Here is a 22,471-nt window from a genome sequence, read left to right as displayed (position 1 = left end):
CCGCCCCCCGGGCTGCAACCCTCCCGGTGGCGGCATGGCGCGATGCGGGGCGGATGGTCTATCCTGCCCGCATGACCATGACCCTCGCCCAGCTGCTGGCGCCGATGAGCGTGGAGCAGTTCTTCGCCGAATATCACGACAAGCAGCCGTTGCACCTGCGCGGGGACCCGGCGAAATTCGCCTCGGTGCTGTCCTGGCGGCAGATCAACCGGCTGCTGGACATGACGCATATCTGGACCAGCCAGAGCCTGAAGTTGGTGCTGGACAGCGGCTCCATCCCGGCCGAGGCCTATTGCACGCCGGCCACCGCCCGCGACACCCCGCAGCAGCTTCTCCAGCCCGTCGCCGCCAAGGTGCGCGACTGGGTGGCCAAGGGCGCCTCGGTCGTGATGAACGACGTGGACAGCCTGACGCCGGGCCTGGCTTCGGTCAGCGAGGCGATCGAGGGCGCGGGGCTGGGGAAGGCCCAGGCAAACGTCTACATCTCCTGGCAGAGCCACAAGGCCTTCCACGCCCATTACGACACCCATGACGTCTGGGCCGTGCAGGTGGAGGGCGAGAAGGCCTGGAACATCTGGGAAGGCCGCGCCGAATGGCCCATCGCCCACCCGCTGTTCCGGGGCCAGCCGCAGGAGCACCACGAGAAGGCCAAGGGCAAGCTGCGCGCCAAGGTCACCATCAAGACCGGTGACCTGCTCTATCTGCCGCGCGGCTGGTATCACGACGCCCTGGCCGAGGCGCCCACCAGCGTCCATGTCGCCTATGGCGCGCACGCGCCGGTGGGCATGGACATCCTGAACATCCTGATGGAGCGCATCCTCTACGAACCGCTCTTCCGCCAGCCCTTGCCGCGCCAGGATGGCTCGGCCCCCGCGAAATTCGCGCTGACGCAGCGCGCGGGACAGTTGGGCGCGCGGCTCGCGGAACTCGCCAAGGACCCCAAGGTGATGGAGGTGCTGGAAGGCTTCGTCGCCAACTACCGCTTCCACCGCGGCGGCAATGACCTGCTGGCCTGGCGCGGCCTGGCCGCGGCCTCCAGCGGCGCCGGCGCCGCCGAGGAGGGCGGCGCCTTCCGCGTGGTGGCCGGTGGCGCGAAGCCGGTGCGGCGCGGCGCGGAATGGGTGCTCAAGACCGGCGCGGGCGTCATGCCGCTGACACCGCCCGAGGCCGAGGCCGCGCAATGGCTGCTGGGCCGCCCCGACGTGACCGAGGCCGAGCTGCGCGGCGCCCATCCTGGCGCCGATGCGCCCGCCCTTCTCTCCCGCCTGCGCGAGGCCGGGCTGCTGGTGCCGACATGAGGCTGCGGCTGGCGCTGGCCCTGCTGCTGCTGGCCGGCTCCGGCGTCACCCCTTTGGGCGCCCAGCCGCGCGACTTCAGCTGCGTGGGCGTGGAGGAGCTGGAGGAGGACACCGCCAGCCTGCGCTTCGCCCGCAACGCCGACCGGCTGCCGGAGGGCGCCGCCGCCGCCCTGGCGCCGCTGGCCGAGGCGGCGCGCGAGGACCATCACCGCAACATCTGCGTGCTGGGCTATGCCGCCGCCGAGGAGGGTGGCGCCCAGACCGCGAGCCGCCTGGCCGCCCGCCGCGCGCGGGCCGTGGCGGAGGAACTCTCGCGCCTGGGCGTGGAGCGGGACCGCATCCGCGCCGAGGCGCGCACCCGCGGCTTCACCCCTGGCCGTGGCGACCGGCAGGCCGGCGTGCGTGTGATCGTGCTGCCGAGCCTCGACCGCCCGGCGCGGCCGGAGGCACCGGCGCCTGCGCCGGCGCCGGAACCAGACCCGGGCATTCCCATCCGCTACTCGCCCTAACCCACCCCCGTCACGTTCATCGGCGCCGCCACCCAGGCGAAGGCATTGCCCTGCCGCGCGATGTTCCCCAGCCCCGGCCAGGGGAAGTGGTAGGACAGCACCGCGTGCCGGTCGGTCGCCAGCCGGTCCAGCATGCGGGTGCGGCTGCGGGCCGATTGCGCGGCGTCGGTGTCATAGGCGAATTCCCAGCCCGGATGCCGCAGCATGATGGCGTGGTGGTGCGCCAGATCCCCCCAGTTCACCACCGTCTGCCCGCCGCTGGAGATGGCGAAGGTGGTGTGCCCCACCGTGTGCCCCGGCGTGTGCAGCGCGATGATGCCGGGCAGCACCGGCTGTTCGTTGCGCAGCATCACCATGCGGTCGCGATAGGCGTTGAGGTTTCGCTTCGCGCCCTCGATGAAGACCTCCATGAAGGCCGGGCCGCGCTTGTTCGCGTCATTGGTCCAGAAGGAGAGGTCCGCCTCGTGCAGGGCCACCTGGGCGTTGGGGAAGACCTTGGCGCCCTGCGCGTCCACCAGGCCCCAGCAATGGTCGCAATGGGCGTGGGTCAGCACCACCATGTCGATGCGCGCGGGATCTATGCCGGCGGCGCGAAGGTTCGCCACCATGCGCCCGGTGGTGGGACCGAACATGCGGCTGGCATCGCCCATGCTTTCGCCCATGCCGGTGTCGAACAGCACCATCTGGGTGCCGGTGTTCACCACCAGCAGGTTCTGTTCCAGCACCACGGACTCGGAGGGCAGGAAGGCGTCCTGCAGCACCTGCGCCAGTTCTTGCGGGGGGGCGGTGGGAAAGCCGTCGGCGGGCTTGCCCAGCGGCAAATGGCCGTCGGAGATGACGGTCGCCTCGAAGCTGCCGATGCGGAAGCGATACCAGGCCGGCACCTGCGTGCCGACCGGCGGCGCGGCGGCCGAGGCGAGGGTGGGCAGGCCCAGCAGGGCGGGCAGGGCCAAGGCACCCCGACGCGACAGGGTGGGACGAGACAAGGTCATGGACGTTCTCCCGAGCGGCCCTCATTCCGGGGCCGACGGGGGAGCCTATCAATCATCAGGCAAGACTTGCCACCATTGCGCGCATGATGGCGCCTGTTTCAGTTGCGCCGCGGGTCCCGGTCCAGCGCGGTGCGGAGCGCGCGCAGCGGAGCGAGCAGGGCGTCGGCCCGAATATCGGCGCGCTGCGCCAGCGCCGCGAGGTCGGTGGCGGTGAAGGCCACGGCTTCCTCGCGCCGGGCGCGACCCTCGGGCGTGAGGAAGACGCGCTTGGCCCGCGCGTCGTCCGGGTCGGGTTCGAGGCGGATGAAACCCCGTGCCTCCAGCCGTTGCAGCGTGTTGGTCATGGTGGCCTTGGTGAGCTGGAAGGCGCGGGCGAGCTGGCCCGGCGTCTTCCCATCGCCCAGCCGCACCATGTGGTTCAACACGGTGAAGTGGGGCAGGCGCAGCCCGTCGGGCTGCGCGCGTTCGAAGCGGTTGCGCGCCAGCTGCTCGATGATGCCGATCTCGTTCAGCAGGGCGAAGAGGGCGGGGTCCTGGTCATTCACCCAGGCAGGATACGCGATTCCGCGGGCCAGCGGGGGGTGGGGGGGGCGGGACGCGTGGCGAAGCCGACGCGGCCCAGCATCTGCACCGTGCCGGTGGCGTTCAGCAGGCGCGGCATCTCGGCATGGGGCTCCGCCATCTCGGGGAATTCCTGCAAGGCCTGGCTGACGGGCTGCATGGCGAGGCCCGCCGCGGTCGCCGCCAGGTTCAGCCGCAGCCAGTCACGGCCGGCGGCGAGTTGCTCGGCGCGGCTGTTGCCCGGCGTGGTCAGCCAGACATAGGCGTTGGTGGCACCCAGCATCGCCTCGTATTGCCGCATGGCGAAGGCGTGGCCGGGCTGGCCGGGGCGCATCGCCGCATGGCTGAGTTCGCCCCGTGCCAGCATGGCGTCGAATTGCGGACCCCAGAGGGAAATGCCGTCCGGCCGGGCCGCCACTGCTGCTGAGCCAAGCCGCGAAAGTTCCACGCTTTCGCCCCAGGCCTCGGGGCTGTTCGCCTCGATCACCCACGCGCGCCAGGTGAGGTCGCGCAGGGCCGCCACATCGCCATCGGCCAGCCCAAGCCGCGACGGTTCCAGCAGCGCGGTGGCGAGGCGCGCCTGGGTGCCCTCGGGCAGGGGCCGCGCGACGTCATAGGGCTGCTTCGCGCTGCGGCGCTGGGGCACGGCGGCAAACAGCGGATCCTTCGCGCCGCCGGGCCGCAGGGTAATGCGCGCGACGGGCCGGGCGTCGAGGCGCGGGGCGGGTTCGCCCTCGGGGAAGGGGGTGAGGGCGGCATGCAGCCCGCGCTCGGCCGCCGCCATGCGGAAGAGTTCCAGGAAGCAGCCCAGGCCGATCACGATCTGCCGGTCGAAGGGGTCGGTCGCGGGCAGGCGGCGGTCCAGGTCACAGAACAGCAGGGCTTTGTTCTCACCGACCAGCCGCAGAGCCCAGGGCTGGCGGTTGTGCGGGTTGGGGGCCAGCACCGCCCAGGCCATGGCGGCGACGCGCGGGTCGGCGGCGGTGGCGCCGGCGACGGCCCAGGGCGCGAGCGGCCCGACCAAGGGCTGGCTGCGGACCATCCCGGCTTGGAGGGTCATCAGCGTGGCGCCGGAGGCGGCCAGGAAACAGCGACGGGTGGGGGACATGGGGCAGGCTCCTTTCGTTCGATATCTTACTATCTAGTTCGACATCTAACTTCGTGCAAGCCTCTTGTCGCCCGCCCGCAACCGGCGCAAACCTCATTCCGTCACCTGGGTGAGCCCTGACGCTGGGCTGAGAGGCGGGATGCATCCCGCGAGCCTTGGAACCTGATCCGGTTCGGACCGGCGAAGGGAGCGGTGGACGAGGCGCGGCATCCCGCCGCGCGACCCCCTTCCTGCGTGCGTTCCGGGCCGCATGGAGGAAATGCGTGAACGCCCTTCGCCTCAATCGCCGTCACGTCCTGGCCGCGCCCTTGGCGGCCGGCTTGGCCGCCCCCGCCACCGCCCAGAATGCCCGCGCCCGCACCCTGCGCTTCATGCCGCAGGCGGGCCTCGCCGCGCTGGACCCGGTGTTCAACCTGACCACCATCACCTCCACGCACGGCAATTGCGTCTTCGACACGCTCTATGGCGTGGACGCGCAGCTGCGCCCGCGGCCGCAGATGGCGGCGGGGCATGAGGTCGCGCCCGATGGCCTCACCTGGACCATCACCCTGCGCGAAGGTTTGCGCTTCCATGACGGCGAACCCGTGCTGGCGCGGGACTGCGTGGCCTCCATCCGCCGTTGGGCGGTGCGCGACGGCTTCGGCCAGGTGCTGATGCAGGCCACCGCCGAACTGTCAGCGCCCGACGACAGGCGCATCATCTTCCGCCTGCACCGCCCCTTCCCCAGCCTGCTGGACGGGCTGGCGAAGATCATGACCATCCCCTGCTTCATCATGCCCGCGCGCATCGCCGCCACCCCGGCCGACCGCGCGATCACCGAGATCATCGGCTCCGGCCCCTGGCGCTTCCTGCCAGGCGAGTTCAACGCCGGCGCCTTCGCGGCCTATGCGAAGAACGAAAGCTACATCCCGCGCGACGAACCGGCGGAACTCTCCTCCGGCGGCAAGCGTGTGCATTTCGACCGGCTGGAGATGGTCTGGATCCCGGATGGCGGCACCGCCGCCGCGGCACTCCGCACCGGTGAGATCGACTGGATCGAATACCCCCTGCCGGACCTGGTTCCCGTGCTGGACCGCGACCGCAACACCCGCACCCAGATCTATGATCCGCTGGGCTTCCTAGGATTCCTGCGCTTCAACCACCTGCACAAGCCCTTCGACGATGTGCGCGTGCGCCGCGCCATCCGCGACCTGATCGTGCAGAGCGACTTCATGTCCGCCGTCGCCATCCCGGGCGATTGGCAGGAATGCCACGCCATGTTCCCGTGCAGCCTGCCGGGCATCCGCGAATTCGAGGCTGCCCCGCGCAACGCCGCGGCCATGGACCGCGCGCGCGCGGCTCTGCGCGAAGCCGGCTATCGCGGCGAAACCCTGGTCCACATCAACCCCAGCGACTTCCCCGCCGTCACCCAGCAGGGCCGCCTGACCGTGGACCTCATGCGCCGCCTCGGCGTCACCATCGAGGCGGTGGAAAGCGACTGGGCCACCATCGTCGCGCGCCGCGCCAACCGGGCCCCTCCCACCCAGGGCGGCTGGAGCCTGCACAACACCAACTTCCCCTCGCCCGGTATCGCGAATCCGGGCCTCAGCCCCATCATCCGCGCGCATGGCGCGAGCGCCTGGTTCGGCTGGCCGGAAGACCCCGCCATCGAGGAACAGGTGCAGGCCTGGCTCGCCGCGCCCGACCGCGCGGGGCAGGAGGCCGCGATGACGAAGCTGCAGGACGCCGCCTGGGAGTCCGTCCCCTTCGCCCCCACCGGCCTGTTCCGCCTCCGCACCGCCTTCCGCCGCGAGTTGACGGGGGTGCTCCAGGCGCCGAGCCCGATGCTGTGGAACCTCAGGCGGGGATGACGCCGCTGTCCCGCAGATAGGCCAGCAGGGGCAGCATGGGCAGGCCGAGAATGGCCGTGTGCTCCCCCTTGATGTCGCGCATGAGCTGGAGGCCGAGCCCTTCGAGGCGATAGGCCCCCACGCTCTGCGTGACGAAGCCGCCCTCGCGCGCCAGGTAGTCGTCCAGGAAGGCGTCGGAGAAGTCGCGCATCACAAGTTTCGGGCGGGCCACATGGTGCCAGGCCCGCTCGCCCTCGCGCCAGACCACCACGGCCGTCACCAGCTCATGCGGCCTGTTGCGAAGGCGGCGCAGATGGGCGCGGGCGCCCTCCACATCCTCGGGCTTTTCGAACCATTCCTCCTCGCAGACCAGGATCTGGTCGGCGCCGATGATGACGGCCTCCGGGTGCTTGCGGGCGATGCGCGCGGCCTTGGCATCGGCCAGCAGGGTGGCGGCCTCGGCCACCGCCATGCCCTCGGCGCGGGCGGATTCCTTGATGGTGGCCTCGTCCACCGCGGCGGGCAGGGCCTCGAAAGTGAGGCCCGCCGCTTCCAGCAGCGCCCGGCGGGAGGCGCTTTGCGAGGCCAGCACCAACCTCATCGTTTCGCCCCCAGGATGGGTGCGGCCGGGTCATGCGGCGGCACGGCGCGGGCCGTGCCCTGGCGCTGGTGCCACAGCTCCATCTGCTGGATGACGGTGGCCGCCGTCTCCTCGATGGAACGGCGGGTCACGTCGATCACCGGCCAGCCCTTGGCCGTGCACAGCCGCCGCGCGGCCAGGATTTCCGCCTTCACCGCATCGGCGTCCACATAGTCGTTCTCGCCCATCCGCACGCCCTCGGCGCCCAGGATGCGCAGCCGGTGCCGCCGGATTTCCAGCAATGAAAGCGGGTCTATGGTCAGGCCGACGATGGGGCAGGGCGCGGTGTCCAGCTCGGGCGGCAGGGGCGCGCCGGGTACCAGCGGCACATTGGCCGCCTTGACCCCACGGTTCGCCAAATAAAAGCAGGTCGGTGTCTTGGAACTGCGCGAGACGCCCACCAGCACCACGTCCGCGTTCATGATGCCGGCCGTGCCCTGCCCGTCATCATGGCTCAGCACATAGTGCATGGCGTCGATGCGGCGGAAGTAGTCGGCGTCCATCACATACTGGGCCGCGCGCTTTTCCTTGGCCGTGGTGCCGATCTCCATCTGGAGCATCTCCATCACGGGGTCGAGCACCGAGAGCGCGGGGATGCCCAGGCGCGAACAGGTCTCCTCCAGGGCGAGGCGCAGGCTGCGGTCCACCAGGGTGAACATCACGGGGCCAGGCTCATGCTCGATGCCCTCGATCACGCGGTCGAGGTTGAGGCGGGAGCGGACCAGGAACCAGCGGTGCTGGATCACGCTCGGCTGCTCGAACCGCGCGAGCGCCGCGCGGGCGATGCTGTTCAGCGTCTCGCCCGTGCTGTCGGAGACGAGGTGCAGGTTGGTGTTCCGGATGGGCATGGATCTGTGGACCGTTCCTGGACACACAGGGGATAACGGGGATGAACCGCCCCCGCCAGCGTCCCGGACATCCACAGCGGGGATGAAGCGGACAGCAGCCGGCACAGGGGAGAAATCCGGGGCCATGGTTGTGCGCGCGGAGGATAGCGCCGCCGGGGGCAGGCGGGTGCGCGAGTCGCGGCGCTGTCCAGCCCCGGCGAAAAGCTGTGGATATTTCCGGGACAGGCTGCCTCCCCGTGATTCACAGGCCCTACAACCACCACAGCCTCTTCTTCTCTTTTCCTTTTGGTGTGATGGTTCGGGCATGACGACAAAGCCCTTCCTCCGGACTCTCGCTGGCGAGGCCGTCTGGCCGCCCCCCGTGTGGCTGATGCGCCAGGCCGGGCGCTACCTTCCCGAATACCGCGCGGTGCGGAACGAGGCCGGCGGCTTCATCAAGCTCTGCACCACGCCGGAAGCGGCGGCCGAGGTCACGCTGCAGCCCATCCGGCGCTATGGCTTCGACGCGGCCATCCTCTTCTCCGACATCCTGATGGTGCCCTGGGCCATGGGGCAGGGGCTGCGCTTCGCCGAAGGCGAGGGCCCACTGCTGGACCCCGTGCGGGACCAGGCGGGTCTGGACGCCCTGCAGCTGGAGGGTGTGGCGGAACGCGCCGCCCCCATCATGGAGACGGTGCGCCGGGTGCGTGCCGCCCTGGAGGCCGACCACCCCAACACCGCCCTGATCGGCTTCGCGGGCAGTCCCTGGACGGTGGCCTGCTACATGGTGGAGGGCCGCGGCGGCGGCGAATTCGCCGAGGCCCGCCGCATGGCCTTCCGCAACCCCGAGCTGTTCGCCGCCGTGATGGCGAAGCTGGAGGCCGCCACCCTCACCTACCTGCTCGCCCAGGCCGATGCCGGGGCTGAGGCGCTGATGCTGTTCGACAGCTGGGCCGGGCTGCTTTCGCCCAGCGGGTTCCGGCGCTGGGTGATCGAGCCCTCGGTGCGGCTCGCCACGGCGCTGCGCGCCGCGCGGCCGGACATTCCGCTGATCGGCTTTCCCCGCCTCGCGGGCCCGCTGCTCCAGGAATACGCGGCCGCCATGCCCATCCAGGCGGTGGCCATGGACACGGGCATGGACCCGAAATGGGCCGCCGCCCATGTGCCGCCCAACATGGCGCTGCAGGGCAATCTGGACCCGCAGGCCGTGGTGGCCGGCGGCCCGGCGCTGGACGAGGAGGCCCGCGCCATCCTGGCCGCCATGCGCGGGCGGCCCTTCATCTTCAACCTGGGCCATGGAATTGTCCCGCCCACGCCGCCCGAGCATGTCGCGCAACTCATGGACGTGCTACGCGCGGGTTGATTCGACGCCAATCGAGGGCATGTCGGGGGCACGGAACCGGGGAACTCAGGTATGGCGCGGCGCGTGGCGGTGGTCTTGTTCAATCTCGGGGGGCCTGACGCCCCCGAAAGCGTGCGCCCCTTCCTGGTCAACCTCTTCACCGACCCCGCCATCCTGCGCGTGCCGGGCTTCATCCGCCCCTGGCTCGGCAAGCTGATCGCCTGGCGGCGCACCGCGCCCGCCATGGAGAACTACGCGGTGCTGGGCGGGAAATCCCCGCTGCTGGAACTGACCATCGCGCAGGGCGAGGCGCTGGACGCGATCCTGGCCGCGCGCGACCCCTCGGCCGAGTACAAATCCTTCGTCTGCATGCGCTACTGGCACCCGATGTCCGACGAATGCGCGCGCGCGGTGAAGGATTGGGGCGCGGAGGAGGTGCTTCTCGTGCCCCTCTACCCGCAATTCTCCACCACCACGACGGGCAGTTCCATCATCGCCTGGAACGAGGCCGCGGCGAAGATCGGGCTTTCGCTGCCCACCACCACGCTGTGCTGCTTCCATTCGGATGAGGGCTTCGCCGCCGCCACCGCGCGCCTGGTGCGCCAATCCATCGAGGATGCCCGCAACACCCTGCCACTCGGCGTGCCGCTGCGCGTGCTGTTCTCCGCCCATGGCCTGCCCGAGAGCATCGTGAAGGCCGGCGACCCCTACCAGTGGCAGGTGGAACAGACGGTGGAAGCCGTGCTGCGCCAGCTGAACATGCCCGAGCTGGACAGCGTGGTCTGCTACCAGTCGCGCGTGACGCCGCAGAAATGGATCAGCCCCTCCACCGAGGACGAGATCGAACGCGCGGCGCATGAGAAGACCGCCATCCTGATCTGCCCCATCGCCTTCGTCTCCGAGCATTCGGAAACCCTGGTGGAGCTGGACGTGGAATACCGCGAGGAGGCCGAGAAGCTCGGCATTCCCGGGTATTTCCGCGTGCCGGCGCAGAACAGCGACCTCGCCTTCATCACGGCGCTGACGGACCTGGTGCTGCGCGCCCGGAATGGCGGCCGCGCCTTGTGCAGCTTCGCCGGCGCCCGGCAATGCCCGAAGCAGCACGGCGATTGCCCGCATGCCCGCGCCCGCGCCGACGCCCCGGCGAGGCCCGCCGGCATGCCCGTTTCCGCCTGATGCTGCCGCCCTGATGCTACCCCCCTTCAGGGCCGTCCTCTTCGACTGCGACGGCGTGCTGGCGGACAGCGAGAGCATCGCCAACACCATCGTGGCGGAGGAGATCACCGCACTCGGCTGGGCGCTGACACCGCATGCGGCCGAACGTGAATTCCTGGGCGTCTCCCTGCCCGACATGCTGCCGCGCATCGCGGCCCGGGTGCCCTTCGTGCCCCCCGGTTGGCCGGAGGCCGTCGCCATGCGGATCACCGCCGAACTGGCCCGCAGCGTCCGTCCCATGCCGGGCGCGATCGAGGCCGTGGCGGCCTTGGCGGCACGGGGCGTGCCCATGGCCGTCTGCTCCAATTCCGGGCGGGAGGAATTGGCCATGAAGATGACCGTGCTGGGCCTCGCCCCCTTCTTCGAGGGCCGGGTCTTCAGCTTCCAGGACGTGCCCCGCCCCAAGCCCGCGCCCGACCTCTACACCCACGCCGCCGCCGCCTGCGGACTGCCGCCGGCGGAGTGCCTGGTGGTGGAGGACAGCGCCACGGGCGTGGCCGCCGGGCTGGCCGCCGGCTGCCAGGTGGTGGGCCTGCTGCCCGGGCTCGGCGTGCCGGTAGTGGGGCTGCACACCTTCCATTGAGCGCATGCCGCCCCATCTGGGGGCCATGATGTTGGATGCGAACGACCCCCTCTGGCAGGCGGAACAACGCGCCATCCGCGGCGCCTTCCTGGCCATGCTGGCGCTCTTCGCCGCCGCGCTGGGGCTGACCTGGGCCGCCATCGCCTATGGCGTGCCCATCGGCGGCTTCGTGGCCTTCATCCTCGTCGTCGCCGGCGTCATCATCTATGGCGGCAAGCGCTACGGCATCGCGATGGCTCGGCTGGAACGTTCCCGCGCGGCCCGCGCCAAGCTGGGCTGAGCCGCTTCTTCCGCCGCCGTTCCGGATCTGGCACCCCGCCCGTCCGGGCCCATGTCCAGGCCAAGAGGCGAAAGCGGCCCAGCCCTATTCCGGGCGCCGCCCGCCGGGGCGATTTCCACATGGACATGACAGACAGACGGGCCGCGCGCGAGGCGCTGCGCGCCCATCAGGCACGGACACGGCGCGGGCTTTGGGCGCTGGTGGTGATGGTGGCGGCACTGACCGTGGCCTCGGTCTGGAGCAAGGTGGCCATCCTTGGCGTGGTGGCGCTGCTGCTGCTGTTCAGCGGGGCCTTCTGGGCCGCGCGGCGTCACCTGCTCGGCCAGCAGATGCGCTTCCGCGCCGATATGCGGTGACGGGTCAGAACCGCCGCAAGAGCCTTTCGATGTAGTCCAGCTCCTCCACCGGCCGCTCGCGTTCGGCGCCGCGGCGGCGGAGTTCCTCCTGCAGGCGGCGGGTGCGGAGCAGTTCCGCCTCGTCGGGCACGCGGGTGTCGCTGCCATGCTCGGCCTGGCCGGCGGCATCGCGCGGGCGGCCCAAGGGGTCACGCCCTTCGCCCATCCCCAGCTCCCCGCCCTGCCCGTCCTGGCCCTGGCCGAATTCGCCATTGGCGTCGGGGCCGCCCTCGCCATCCCCCTGGCCCTCGCCCTGCCCTTGGCCCTGGCCGAATTGCCGCTGCATCTGCTGGGCCATCTGGCGTCCGCCTTCCTGCAGGCGGCGGATGGCCTCCTGCTGGGCGGGGCGGGCGTCACGGGCGGCGCCCAGGGCCTCCATGGCCTCGCGCATGGCCTGGTCGGCCTGGCCCAGGGCCTCGGGCACTTCGCCCGTCAAATCACCGAATTGCTGCATGAGTTCGCCCAGCGCGCGGCGCAGGGCGCGCTGGATGCGGGCCTCGGCCTCGGATTGCTGGCGGGTTTCCGCCTGCGCCTGCTCGCGTGACTCCGGCGTGGGCTGGCCGGGCTGGGTGGGGCGCTGGCTCCAGGGGGATTGCAGGCGGCGTTCCTGGGCGCGGCGCTGGTCTTCCTGCTCGGCGCGGCGCTGGCCCTGGTCCAGCATTTCGGCCTGGCGGCGGACCATGTCCTGCACGGCGCCCATCTGCTGCTGGCCGCGCTCGCGCTGGCGCTGGCGTTCGGGGCTTTCACCGCGGGCCATGCGGCCTTCCTGGAGGGCGCGGAGCATCTCCTCCAGATCCGCCAGCTCGCGCTGGGCATCCTGCATGCGGTTCTCACGCGTGGCCTGCTCCATGCGCTGGGTGCGGCGTTCCATGTCGCGCTGGTCCAGCATGCGCTGCTGGGGGTCGTAGGGCAGGGCTTCGGCGTTTTCCTGGCGCAGGCGTTCGGCCAGGGCTTCGAGGTGCTGGCGGATGGCCTCGCGCAGCTCCTGGATGCGTTCCTGCACGGCCTGGCGGGCGGCCTCGTCCTCGGGGTTGCGCTCGGCCTCCTGCAGGGCCTCGCGCAGCGCCCGCTGGGCCTCGGCCAGCGCACGGGCGGTCCGGCTGTCGCGGCCCTCCTCCAGTGCCAGGGCGGTTTCCCACATCACGGCCTGGGCCTCGGCGACCGCGCTGGGGCGGCGGTCGCGGTGCAGGAAGGACCGCGCCACCCGCAGGCCCAGATAGGTCGCGAAGTCGTGCTCGAAGGCCTCGGGGTCGGCGGCGAGGGCGTCGAGGCCGCGCATGACCTCCATCCGCGCCCCCGGATCGCGCGAGAGCACGCGGCGGAGCTCGATCAGCGCCCGCGCCACGGGGTGGGTGAAGCTGCGCTCGGGCAGGGTCAGCAGCACCGTCTCGGATTGGCCGGTCTGGCCGGCGCCGTCGCGCGCCTCCAGGCTGACGCGCACCTCCAGCCCCGCCCAGGGATGGGCCGAGAAGTCGGGCTGCGAGAGGCCCGTGGCCTCGCGCGGGGCGGCCGAGGGGAGCGGGATGTCGAGGGTGATGGGCGCCTCGTCCGGCCGCACGTCCAGGTGCAGCCGCGCCTGGAGGCCCACCACCCCCCAGTCATCCTCCGCCGCCCAGGGCAGGCGAAGCGCCAGGCCGCGCGGGGCGCGGGCGGGGGTTTCGGTGAAGCTGGCCCTGGGTGGGGCATCCGCGCGCACGCCGATCTCCCAGCTGGCCACCTCGCGGCCGCCCTGGCGCAGGGTGACGCGGCCGGCCGTGTCCAGCACGGCCTGGGCGCCATGGCTGCCGCCGCCCAGCGGGGCGAAGGCCGCGCCCGGTAGGCCGCTGATGTCCGGCACGCCCGTCCCGCCCGAGACCGCCGCCTGGAAGCGGCTGCCCAGCGGCGCCATCACCTGCCCGCCACGCGTGTCGAGGAAGATGGGCGGGGCGCCGGTATAGGCGGGCGGGGTGATCCAGGCCTCGACGCGCAGGGGCGCGGCCGGTGCGCTGCCCATCAGCTGCGGCGTCAGGCCGCGCGCCAGCAGCGCGGGCGCATCGGCCCCGGCCACGCCCAGGGCGGCACCCAGCGCCACCAGAAGGCCGCCGCGCAGCGCCTTCCGGTCGCGCGCCGCCAGCCCGGGCCGCGGCAGCCCCACCCGCAGCCGGGTGATCAGCGCGCCCATGCGCGCCTGATGCGCGGCCCAGAGCGCCTCGCCCTCCGCGCCCGTGGTGGCCGGGCGGTCCTGCAAGGCGGCCAAGGGGCGGTGCTTCAGGCCGGAGGCGGCCTCCAGCCGCCGGTCCGCCGCCGAAAGGGCTGGCGCGCGCAGCCCGCGCGCCGCATGCCGCAGCGCCGGCACCAGGGCCAGCACGAAGCCCAGCAGAACCAGCGCGTGCAGCCAGCCCGGCAACAGGGCGGGCACGCCCAACAGGGCGAAGACGCCGAAAAGCCCCAGGACGCCCAGGGTGGGCCAGAGCGCCGGCCAGGCCCCCTCCCACCACAGCGCCATCCGCGCCAGAAGGCGCTTGCGGTGCAGGGCGGGGGGTGGGGCCATGCTCAGCCGGTCCAGTCGGGCAGGCGCTGGCCGCGCAGCAGGGCGGCGTGGTCCTGCCGTTCGCGGATCAGGGCGAAGCGGGCGCCGTCCACCATCACCTCGGCGGCCAGGGGGCGCGCGTTGTAGGTGCTGCTCATGGAGGCACCATAGGCCCCGGCATCGAGAAATGCGACGAGGGATTCAGGCGGCAGCGCCGGCAGCGCGCGGTCGCGCGCGAAGGTGTCGCTGCTTTCGCAGACCGGCCCCACCACGTCGGCCGGCGAGACGGGCGCGTGGAAGGCCGCGGCGGCCACGGGCAGGATGCCATGCCAGGCATCATACATGGCCGGGCGCAGCAATTCGTTCATGGCCGCGTCCAGGATGACGAAGCGCCGGTCGCTGGACTGCTTCTCGATCACCACCGCCGCCAGCAGCACCCCCGCCGGCCCGCAGATCCAGCGGCCCGGTTCCAGCATGATCCGCACATCCAGCCCGCCCAGCCCGGCGCGGATGGCGCCGGCCAGCGCCTCGGGCGAGGCCGGCGTCTCGTCGCGATAGGAAATGCCGAGGCCCCCGCCGCAATCCACCCGCAGCACCGGGTGGCCAGCCGCGCGCAGTTCCCGCACCAGGTCACCCAGCCGCTGGTAGGCGGCGGCATAGGAGGCCACGCCCTGCGTGATCTGGCTGCCGATATGCACCGCGATGCCCACGGGTTCGAGGCCGGGCATGGCGCACATGCGCGCGTAGAGGTCGGGCGCCATGGCGATGGGCACGCCGAACTTGTTCTCGGTCAGGCCGGTCGTGATCTTGGCGTGGGTGCGCGCGTCCACATCGGGGTTCACGCGCAGCGCGCAGCGGGCGCGGCGGCCCATGGAGACGGCCACCTCGCTCAGGATGGCGGCCTCCTCGGCGCTTTCGATGTTGAGCTGGAGGATGTCCTCTTCCAGCGCGCGGCGCATCTCGCCCCGCGTCTTGCCCACGCCCGAGAAGACGATGCCGGAGGCAGGCACGCCGGCCGCCAGCGCCGCATGGAGTTCGCCCTCGCTGACCACGTCGGCGCCCAGGCCCTCGCCCGCCAGCAGGTTCACGACCGCCAGGGAGGGGTTGGCCTTGGTGGCGAAATGGATGCTGGCGTCCAGCCCGGCATTGAACAGCGCAGCCTTGAGCATGCCCGCGCGCCGGCGCAGCGTGGCGGCGGAATAGGCCCAGACGGGCGTGCCATGCGCGGCGGCGATGCGCGCCAGCGGCACCTCCTCCAGCATCAGCCCCGCCATGGGGTCCAGCGAGAGGGCGGGGCGCTGCGCGAGGAGGTCGGCGAAGCCGGGGTCGGGCGTGTCGAAGACGGGGGCGGGTGCGGCCATCCCTGCAGATAAGGGATGGCGTGGCCTCACGCCAAGGCCGGCGCGTCCAGATCGAGCACGCGCACGACATGGCCGCGCGCGGCCAGGAAGCGCAGCAGGTCGGCCGGGCGCAGCCCCGTGCTGGCCGTGTTCACCAGCGGGTGGAACCAGGCGAGGCCCGGCGCATCGGCCAGCGCCGCGTCCAGCACCACGCCCACGCCGCCGGGCGGGGCGTTCACCAGGCCGAAGGGCGTGACGCTGCCCGGCTCCACGCCCAGCGTGGCGCGGAGCTCCTCGGCACTCGCCATCCGCACCTTCGGCCAGCCGGCGGCGCGGGCCAGCGCGTTCACGCTGGCCTGGCGGTGTTCCTCCAGCACGGCCAGGAAGAAGCCCTCGCCCTTGGCCGCGCGCAGGAACAGGTTCTTGGAGTGCGCGCCGGGCAATTCGCCGCGCAGCGCCCGGGATTCCGCGACCGTGAAGACGGCCGGATGGTGGATCGTTCGGGCTTCGATGCCGAAATCGGCCAGGGCTTGCAGCAGGGTCTCGGGGGTCATCTCCGGCGCAGCACATAGTTCACGGTGAGGTCCACCGTCACCCCATTGGGGTCGGCGGGCGGCGGGAAGGCCGGGATCTGCGCGCCCTGGAACGGGAAGGTGGTGGCGTAGTTCAGCGAGGGCGAGGTCGAGGGCAGCATCATCCGGACCGAGCGCACCGTCCCGTCCGGGTTGGCCAGGATCTGCACGCGCACCGTCCCGTCCTCGCCGCGCATCGCCGCGTCCTGCGGGTAGCGGATGTTCTGCTCCAGCCAGCGGCGGAAGGCGGCGCGCCAATTGGCGCCGACCTGCGCGCCCTGGACGCGCACGGAGGGGTCGGTGCGGGCATCGCCCTCGGCGAAGCGCGGGTCCACCGAGAGGTCGAGCCCCCTGCCCTGCGGCCGGCCCGCGGGTGAAGGCGCGCCGCCGCCCAGCTGCGCCCCCTGGGGCAGCATGATGCCGGGCAGTGGACGTGCCTGAGGCGGCTGGGGCGGGGTCTGTGCCGGCGGCAGGGGCAGGGCGAAGCGTTCGGTCAGGCGGAGGTCGGTGGGCGGGGCCAGGAATTCCTCGGCCTCGGGCAAGCGCGTGGGGGCGGCCTCGGCCGGCGGCGTCTCGGGGCGCGGCGGGGCCGGGGGCGGCGCGGGCAGGGCAGGGATTTCCGCGCGCAGCGGGGGAGAGGGCGGCGGTGGCGCGGCCGTGACCGGCGGTGGCGGCGCGGCCGGCGGCGCCACCGGGCTGGGCGCCGGGGCCGGGGCGGGCGGCGGCGGGGCGGGTGGTTCCGGGGCGGGTGGGGCCGCCGGCGTGGGCGTGGGTGGCGTGGGCGGCACCTCGGCCTGGGGTGGTGGCGGGGTGGGTTCGCTGGGCTGGCTGGGCGCCACCTCCTCGCCGGGCGGCGCCTCGCCCGAGGCGGCTTCCGGCGAGGCGCCGTCAAAGACGATGTCGAAGGACGGCGCGGGCAGTTCGGCCGGGGGGCGGGGCCGGGGGTCGGGCCAGGCCAGCAGCACCGCCAGGATCAGCCCGTGCAGCAGCAGCGAGCCCAGCAGCCAGGCCAGTACCGTGCGGGCCGAGGGCCGGGTCAGCGCCCAGCGGCCATGGCTGGCGCCCGCCGGTCGCGGCGGCGGGGGTGTGGGCGGCAGGGGGGTCCGGCGCGCGCCCTGCCGGCGCCGGCCGAACCGTGGCAGCGGCCCGGGAGGCCCCGAGGCGGGCCGGTGGTGCGGGACGCTCATGGCGCCGTTCGGCCGGGCATGGGGGCGCCTTACCGCACTTCCCCGCGGGGGCGAAAGGGGGTGGACGGTTGAGCGGGGCGCCGCCGCCCCCACATGCGTGGGCATGACGATGGAACGCCGCACCCTCCTCGCCGCCCCTGCCCTGCTGCTGGCCCTGCCGGCCGGGGCCCAGGGCTTTCGTGCCCGCGACGGGCAATTCCGGGTCAGCACCCTCGCCGAGGGGCTGGAACACCCCTGGGGCGGCGGCTTCCTGCCCGATGGCCGCCTTTTGGTCAGCGAAAGGCCGGGCCGCGCGCGGCTGGTCTCGCCCGAGGGCCGGGTCTCGGCGCCGCTCCAGGGGGTGCCGCCGGTCGAGGCCGCGAACCAGGGCGGGCTGCTCGACATCCAGCCCGCGCCCGATTTCGCCCGCACCCAGGAAATCTTCTTCGTGACCGCCACGCTGGTGCAGGGCGGCGCGCTGACGCGCCTTTCCCGCGCGCGGCTGGTGGACGGCGCGCTGCGCGACGTGACGCCGGTGCTGGACTGCACGCCGGCGCAATCGCGCGGCCGGCACCATTTCGGTGGGCGCCTGGCCTTTGGCCCCGATGGCGCGCACATCTTCCTGACCACGGGCGACCGCAACGTGGACCGCCAGCGCTCCCAGCGGCTGGACGATTTGGCGGGCAAGATCATCCGCCTGACGCGGGATGGCCGCATCCCGGCCGACAACCCCTTCGTGAACCGCCAGGGCGCGCGTGGGGAAATCTGGTCCTATGGCCACCGCAACCCCCAGGGCATCGCCTTCAACCCGGCGACGGGGACGCTGTTCTCGGCGGAATTCGGCCCACGTGGCGGGGATGAGCTGAACCTGATCCGCCCCGGGCTGAACTATGGCTGGCCGGAAGTGACCTATGGCCGCGAATACTGGGGCCCCGCGATTGCCGGCGGCCGCACCGAGGGCCCGGGCTTCGAACAACCCCTGCGCCACTGGAACCCGGCCATCAGCCCCTCCGGCATGGCCTTCGCGCCCGGCAACGCGCCCGCCCCCTGGCGCGGCAGTCTTTTCCTGGGCTGCCTGAACCCCATGGGCCTGCTGCGCCTGCCCATGCAGGGCGACACGCCCGGCGAGGAAGAGCGCCTGTTGTGGGACGAGGACCGCATCCGTCACACGATTTTCGCCCCCGATGGCGCGTTGTGGCTGCTGACCGACCGGGGCGATGGGCGGATTCTGCGCGTCACCGCCGCATGATCCCCTTCCCACGGGCCGCCGTTGCGCCAATCTGGAAAGGATGAGCAGCACCAGCGCCCCCGATATGAACGACCCCGCCCTCCAGGCCTTCTGGCGCGTGCTTGCCGGGGGGGGATGGTCCGCGCTGACCATGCGCGCCGTGGCGGCGGAGGCGGGCATCACGCTCGCTGAATTGCGCGCGCGCTTCGCCTCTCCGTTGGAGATGCTGCGCGCGCATGCGGCGGCGGTGGATGCGGCCGTGATCGAAGGCACGATGGAGGACGACACCTCCACCGCGCGCGACCGGCTGTTCGACGTGCTGATGCGCCGGCTGGACATGCTGCAACCAAACCGCGCCGGCGTGGTTCGCCTCATGCACGACCTTCCGCGGGACCCGTTCCTGGCGCTCTGGCTCGCCACCGAGCAGCCGCGCACCATGCGCTGGATGCTGGAGGCGGCCGGGCTGGAGGCGACGGGGCCCAAGGGCGCGCTGCGGGCCCATGGCCTTGGCGTGATCTGGCTGGCCACTTTGCGGGCCTGGGAGAAGGATGAGAGCGAGGACCTCTCGGCCACCATGGCCGCTTTGGACCGCGCATTGGATCAGGCCGACAAGGCGGCGCGCAGCCTGGGCCTTGGGCGCGAGGAGACAGGGCGACATGGCACGCACACCGACCACGAGGCCCCCGAAGCCGGCTCCGAAAGTGGCGTTGAAGGTGGCCCGCGAATTGACCCCGAAACCGACGCCCCCGCCGGAACCCAGCCCACCTGAGCCCCCCCAGGCGGAACCCTTGCCGCGCGCGCTGCAAGCCGCGCTGGACGAGGCCGCGGAAACTGTTGCGACTGCAACAGAAACGGCGTTTGACCCCGCCACGGCCGCGCCTGTAGGGTCGAGCGAATCACCCCCCGGGAGATCACGGATGTCGGGCCAAGGCTTCAACCCTGAAGACATGATGCGGATGTTCAGCAGCATGAAGATGCCGAACATGATGGACTTCCAAGCCCTGGCCGAGGCCCAGCGCCGGAACCTCGAAGCCATGGCCGCCGCCAACCGCGTGGCCATGGAAGGCGCCCAGGCCGTCGCCCGCCGCAACATGGAACTGATGCAGCAGACCATGGCGGAGATGAGCGAGGCCATGCGCGGCCTGACCGCCATGGATGGCAACCCCGCCACCAAGGCCGCCCAGCAGGCCGAGCTGATGAAGGCGAATTACGAGCGCGCCGTGGCCTCGATGAAGGAACTGGCGGACCTCATCCAGAAGTCCAATGGCGAGGCGCTGGAAGTGTTGAACCGTCGCTTCGCCGAGGCGCTGGAGGAAATGCAGTCCATGGTGAAGAAGGGCGCGTAGCCCCCTTCCCTGGAGCGGGATGCGTTGAGGTGGAAGCACCGAAAACGCTGAACCCCGCTCTCAAGGATGGCTGGAGCAGGCGGCGTGAACGCATGTGAACGCAGCATGCTCTAGCGCCACCGCCAGAACAACGCGGTGCCCACCACCAGGGCCACCGCGAAGGTGAGCAGGGCGGCACCCACGCCGCCCGCCGCGAAAGCGAGGCCGCTCAAGGCCTGCAGCACCGCGGCCCCCCCGAAGAAATAGATGTTCATGGCGGAGAGGGCGCGTCCGCTCTCCTCCGCTCGCACGCGCGCGCGCAGCATGGCGAAACACAGCACCTGGAAGCTGATGGCCAGGCCGAAGAGGGCCATCAGCCCCGCATCCGCCCAGGCCGGCGTGCCCAGCGGCCCGCCCGCCAGCAGCGCCAGGATGCACAGCGCCGCCAGCAGATGCCCCGCCGCCAGCAACGCCGGCAGCCGGCCCATGCGCGAAGACACCCAACCGGCCAACGCCGGCCCCAACACCAGCATGAAGGTGCCCAGCAGCAGCACATGCCCGGCGGGGATGCGGGCCATGCCCTTCACCTCCATCAGCCAGGGTCCGCCCCAGAGGCCGCGCAACCCCAGCACCGCGCCGAAGGAGACGAAGGCGAGGGCAAAGATGCCCATCAGCCGCGGGGAACTCGCGAAGCCCAGCACCGCGCGCGTGTCGCCCAGGATGGTGCGGCCGGGCTGGGGCAGGGGCGGGCGGGCACGCAGCGTCAGCGCCACCGCGGCGAAGGCCAGCGCCCCCAGGCCAAGGCAGGCCCAGAAGCCGGCGCGCCACCCCGCCACCTCCACCAGCCAGGCCAGCGGGCTCGCGGACAGCAGCATCCCCGAATTGCCGATGCCCTGGATCAGCCCCGACCAGAGGCCGAAACGCTTCTGGTCCAGCACCTGCGCCGCATGGGTCATGGGCGCCATCAGCATGCCCGAGCAGCCCGCGCCCAGGACGATCTGCGCCAGCAGCATCGTGCCCGCCGAGGGCGCCAACGCGGCAAGCGCAGCCCCCACGCCCGCGATGGCCAGCAGCCACAGCGCCACCGGGCGCACCCCGTAGCGGTCCAGCGCCACGCCGACCGGCACCATGGCGAGCGCGAAGGCGGCCGGGAAGGCGCCGGTGATGGCGGCCAGCGTCTCGGGCGTGATGGCGAGGTCGGCCGCCAGCACGTCCGCCGCCACGGCGGGCAGGGTGCGGACGGCGTTGGAGAACACATGCCCCAGCGTCAGCGCCAGCAGGGGCAGGACGAAGGGCGCGGTGGTCACGTATTGGTGTCGAGGAACATCTTGCCCGGGTTCAGGATGCCCTTGGGGTCCATGCTGGCCTTGAGCGCGCGCATGACGGAGAGCGCCGCCTCGCCATGTTCCTCGCGCAGGAATTCGCGCTTGCCCAGGCCCACGCCATGCTCGCCCGAGCAGGTGCCGCCGAGTGCCAGTGCGCGGCGAACGATCTGCCGGTCCAGCGCCCAGGCGCGTTCCATCTCCTCGGCATTGCCTTCCTCCACCAGGATGATGGTGTGGAAATTGCCGTCGCCCACATGGCCGACGATGGGCGCTTCGAAGCCGCTCGCCTCGATGTCGGCCTTGGCGCCGAGCAGGGCTTCGGCGAGGCGCGAGATGGGCACGCAGACATCGGTGGTGATGCCGCGCTTTCCGGGCCGCCAGGCGATGCCGGCCCAGTAGGCGTCGTGCCGGGCCTTCCACAGCTTGTTGCGCGCCTCGGCATCGCGCGCCCAGGCGAAGCCGGAGCCGCCATGATCGGTGGCCAGCGCCTCCACGCTTTCGGCCTGTTCGGCCACGCCGGCCTCGGTGCCGTGGAATTCCAGGAAGAGGGTGGGCACCGGCGCCAACCCCTCCAGCTTCGAATAGGCGATGCAGGCGGCCATCTGCACCTCGTCCAGCAGCTCGATCCGCGCGACGGGCACGCCGAGCTGCATGGTGGCGATGACGGTGTTCACCGCCGAGGCGAGGTCCGGGAACTGGCACACTGCCGCACTGGTGGCTTCGGGAATGCCGTGCAGCCGCAACCGGATGCGCGTGATGACGCCCAGCGTGCCCTCGCTGCCGATGAACAGCCGCGTCAGGTCATAGCCATTGGCCGCCTTGCGGGTGCGCCCGCCCGTCTGCACCACGCGGCCATCCGCCAGCACCACTTCCAGGCCCAGCACATTCTCGCGGATGGTGCCGTAGCGCACGGCATTGGTGCCGGAGGCGCGCGTCGCGCACATGCCGCCGATGGTGCAGTGGCTGCCCGGGTCCACCGGGAAGAACAGCCCCTGGTCGCGCAGATATTCGTTCAGCTGCTGCCGCGTGACGCCGGGGCCGATGAGGCAGTCCATGTCGGCGGCGTTCACCTCCTCGATGGCGTTCATGCGGCTGAGGTCGAGGGAGATGCCGCCGCGCACCGGGTTCACATGGCCTTCCAGGCTGGTGCCGGCGCCGAAGGGCGTCACCGGCACGCCGTGCTGGTGGCACAGCGCCAGCAGGCGGCTCACCTCCTCCGTGGTTTCCGCGAAGACCACGGCATCGGGCATGGTGGGCGGCGTGGTGTCCTCGCCGCGGCTGTGCTGCTGGCGGATGGCGTCGTTCAGCGTGATGCGCTCGCCCAGGAAGGCGCGCGCGGCGGTGATGACGTGGTCGTGGGCGCGGGGGGCGAGGGTGTTCATGGCCCCCCCATCATGCGCGCGATGGCGGCGTGCGGGAATGGTTGT

Annotated in this window: 22 protein-coding genes and 1 riboswitch; of the genes, 11 read left to right on the top strand and 11 right to left on the bottom strand. The window is 72.1% G+C overall.

Annotated elements, in window-relative coordinates; all coding sequences use genetic code 11:
* The first annotated feature begins 71 nt into the window (after window positions 1-71).
* Window positions 72-1,298, top strand: coding sequence for a cupin domain-containing protein (locus tag GGQ83_RS02770; protein WP_184382064.1), 1,227 nt, complete (start codon window positions 72-74; stop codon window positions 1,296-1,298).
* A complete protein-coding gene (locus GGQ83_RS02765; protein ID WP_184382063.1) occupies window positions 1,295-1,807 on the top strand; it encodes an OmpA family protein in 513 nt (170 codons plus the stop codon). The genes GGQ83_RS02770 and GGQ83_RS02765 overlap by 4 nt, the downstream gene beginning before the upstream one ends.
* Here the strand turns inward: GGQ83_RS02765 and GGQ83_RS02760 are convergent.
* The 3 genes from GGQ83_RS02760 to GGQ83_RS02750 all read right to left on the bottom strand — a co-directional run bounded on the left by GGQ83_RS02760 (window position 1,804) and on the right by GGQ83_RS02750 (window position 4,468).
* A complete protein-coding gene (locus GGQ83_RS02760; protein ID WP_184382062.1) occupies window positions 1,804-2,799 on the bottom strand; it encodes an MBL fold metallo-hydrolase in 996 nt (331 codons plus the stop codon). The two genes, GGQ83_RS02765 and GGQ83_RS02760, sit on opposite strands and share 4 nt — an antisense overlap.
* Before the next feature lie 98 nt (window positions 2,800-2,897).
* Window positions 2,898-3,344 carry a MarR family winged helix-turn-helix transcriptional regulator gene (locus tag GGQ83_RS02755; RefSeq protein ID WP_184382061.1) on the bottom strand — a complete coding sequence of 149 codons (447 nt, stop codon included), beginning with the start codon at window positions 3,342-3,344 and terminating at the stop codon, window positions 2,898-2,900.
* On the bottom strand, window positions 3,341-4,468 hold the full coding sequence (locus GGQ83_RS02750; RefSeq protein WP_184382060.1) for an Acg family FMN-binding oxidoreductase: 1,128 nt from the start codon (window positions 4,466-4,468) through the stop codon (window positions 3,341-3,343). The genes GGQ83_RS02755 and GGQ83_RS02750 overlap by 4 nt, the downstream gene beginning before the upstream one ends.
* 97 nt (window positions 4,469-4,565) lie before the next feature.
* A riboswitch (TPP riboswitch) is annotated at window positions 4,566-4,675 on the top strand.
* 56 nt (window positions 4,676-4,731) lie between these two features.
* On the opposite strand from GGQ83_RS02750, the gene GGQ83_RS02745 reads away from it, so the two are divergent.
* Window positions 4,732-6,318 (top strand): ABC transporter substrate-binding protein, encoded by a 1,587-nt coding sequence (locus GGQ83_RS02745; protein ID WP_184382059.1) that lies wholly within the window; start codon window positions 4,732-4,734, stop codon window positions 6,316-6,318.
* Here the strand turns inward: GGQ83_RS02745 and GGQ83_RS02740 are convergent.
* Window positions 6,305-6,898: a Maf family protein gene (locus GGQ83_RS02740; RefSeq protein WP_184382058.1), complete on the bottom strand. Its 594-nt coding sequence runs from the start codon at window positions 6,896-6,898 to the stop codon at window positions 6,305-6,307. The two genes, GGQ83_RS02745 and GGQ83_RS02740, sit on opposite strands and share 14 nt — an antisense overlap.
* Window positions 6,895-7,785, bottom strand: coding sequence for a pyruvate, water dikinase regulatory protein (locus GGQ83_RS02735; RefSeq protein ID WP_184382057.1), 891 nt, complete (start codon window positions 7,783-7,785; stop codon window positions 6,895-6,897). The genes GGQ83_RS02740 and GGQ83_RS02735 overlap by 4 nt, the downstream gene beginning before the upstream one ends.
* A gap of 304 nt (window positions 7,786-8,089) precedes the next feature.
* Here GGQ83_RS02735 and hemE point away from each other — a divergent pair, with 304 nt between their 5' ends.
* The 5 genes from hemE to GGQ83_RS02710 all read left to right on the top strand — a co-directional run bounded on the left by hemE (window position 8,090) and on the right by GGQ83_RS02710 (window position 11,540).
* A complete protein-coding gene (gene hemE / locus GGQ83_RS02730; protein ID WP_184382056.1) occupies window positions 8,090-9,127 on the top strand; it encodes a uroporphyrinogen decarboxylase in 1,038 nt (345 codons plus the stop codon).
* 63 nt (window positions 9,128-9,190) lie between these two features.
* A complete protein-coding gene (hemH, locus tag GGQ83_RS02725) occupies window positions 9,191-10,282 on the top strand; it encodes a ferrochelatase (RefSeq protein ID WP_311727033.1) in 1,092 nt (363 codons plus the stop codon).
* Window positions 10,283-10,295: 13 nt separating this feature from the next.
* Window positions 10,296-10,904, top strand: coding sequence for an HAD family hydrolase (locus GGQ83_RS02720; protein WP_184382054.1), 609 nt, complete (start codon window positions 10,296-10,298; stop codon window positions 10,902-10,904).
* A 25-nt stretch (window positions 10,905-10,929) separates the two neighbouring features.
* A complete protein-coding gene (locus GGQ83_RS02715) occupies window positions 10,930-11,184 on the top strand; it encodes a hypothetical protein (RefSeq protein WP_184382053.1) in 255 nt (84 codons plus the stop codon).
* 125 nt (window positions 11,185-11,309) lie between these two features.
* Window positions 11,310-11,540, top strand: a complete 231-nt coding sequence (locus GGQ83_RS02710) for a hypothetical protein (protein WP_184382052.1) — start codon at window positions 11,310-11,312, stop codon at window positions 11,538-11,540.
* 4 nt (window positions 11,541-11,544) lie between these two features.
* Here the strand turns inward: GGQ83_RS02710 and GGQ83_RS02705 are convergent, their stop codons facing one another.
* The 4 genes from GGQ83_RS02705 to GGQ83_RS20260 are packed head-to-tail and all read right to left on the bottom strand — an operon-like array spanning window position 11,545 to window position 17,187.
* Window positions 11,545-14,109 (bottom strand): DUF4175 domain-containing protein, encoded by a 2,565-nt coding sequence (locus tag GGQ83_RS02705; protein ID WP_184382051.1) that lies wholly within the window; start codon window positions 14,107-14,109, stop codon window positions 11,545-11,547.
* 2 nt (window positions 14,110-14,111) lie between these two features.
* Window positions 14,112-15,449 carry a diaminopimelate decarboxylase gene (lysA, locus tag GGQ83_RS02700; protein WP_184382050.1) on the bottom strand — a complete coding sequence of 446 codons (1,338 nt, stop codon included), beginning with the start codon at window positions 15,447-15,449 and terminating at the stop codon, window positions 14,112-14,114.
* A gap of 26 nt (window positions 15,450-15,475) precedes the next feature.
* Entirely contained in the window at window positions 15,476-15,982 is a 507-nt protein-coding gene (locus GGQ83_RS02695; RefSeq protein WP_184382049.1) for a prolyl-tRNA synthetase associated domain-containing protein, read from the bottom strand.
* Window positions 15,979-17,187 (bottom strand): TonB family protein, encoded by a 1,209-nt coding sequence (locus tag GGQ83_RS20260; protein WP_184382048.1) that lies wholly within the window; start codon window positions 17,185-17,187, stop codon window positions 15,979-15,981. The genes GGQ83_RS02695 and GGQ83_RS20260 overlap by 4 nt, the downstream gene beginning before the upstream one ends.
* Before the next feature lie 103 nt (window positions 17,188-17,290).
* Here GGQ83_RS20260 and GGQ83_RS02685 point away from each other — a divergent pair, with 103 nt between their 5' ends.
* From GGQ83_RS02685 to GGQ83_RS02675, 3 genes are all read left to right on the top strand, one after another.
* The gene (locus GGQ83_RS02685; protein WP_184382047.1) at window positions 17,291-18,415 is read left to right on the top strand and encodes a PQQ-dependent sugar dehydrogenase; all 1,125 of its coding nucleotides are present in this window, start codon (window positions 17,291-17,293) and stop codon (window positions 18,413-18,415) included.
* A gap of 40 nt (window positions 18,416-18,455) precedes the next feature.
* Entirely contained in the window at window positions 18,456-19,163 is a 708-nt protein-coding gene (locus GGQ83_RS02680; RefSeq protein WP_184382046.1) for a TetR family transcriptional regulator, read from the top strand.
* A gap of 214 nt (window positions 19,164-19,377) precedes the next feature.
* The gene (locus GGQ83_RS02675) at window positions 19,378-19,740 is read left to right on the top strand and encodes a phasin family protein (RefSeq protein WP_242534837.1); all 363 of its coding nucleotides are present in this window, start codon (window positions 19,378-19,380) and stop codon (window positions 19,738-19,740) included.
* 110 nt (window positions 19,741-19,850) lie between these two features.
* Here the strand turns inward: GGQ83_RS02675 and GGQ83_RS02670 are convergent, their stop codons facing one another.
* Together GGQ83_RS02670 and GGQ83_RS02665 are read right to left on the bottom strand one after the other, a co-directional pair.
* The gene (locus GGQ83_RS02670; protein WP_184382045.1) at window positions 19,851-21,026 is read right to left on the bottom strand and encodes an MFS transporter; all 1,176 of its coding nucleotides are present in this window, start codon (window positions 21,024-21,026) and stop codon (window positions 19,851-19,853) included.
* A complete protein-coding gene (locus GGQ83_RS02665; protein WP_184382044.1) occupies window positions 21,023-22,426 on the bottom strand; it encodes an FAD-binding oxidoreductase in 1,404 nt (467 codons plus the stop codon). Before GGQ83_RS02665 ends, GGQ83_RS02670 begins: the two co-directional genes overlap by 4 nt.
* Window positions 22,427-22,471: the final 45 nt, after the last annotated feature.

The sequence above is a fragment of the Roseococcus suduntuyensis genome (assembly GCF_014196305.1).
GTDB lineage: Bacteria > Pseudomonadota > Alphaproteobacteria > Acetobacterales > Acetobacteraceae > Roseococcus > Roseococcus suduntuyensis.
This window is presented reverse-complemented; position numbering and strand designations above follow the sequence as displayed.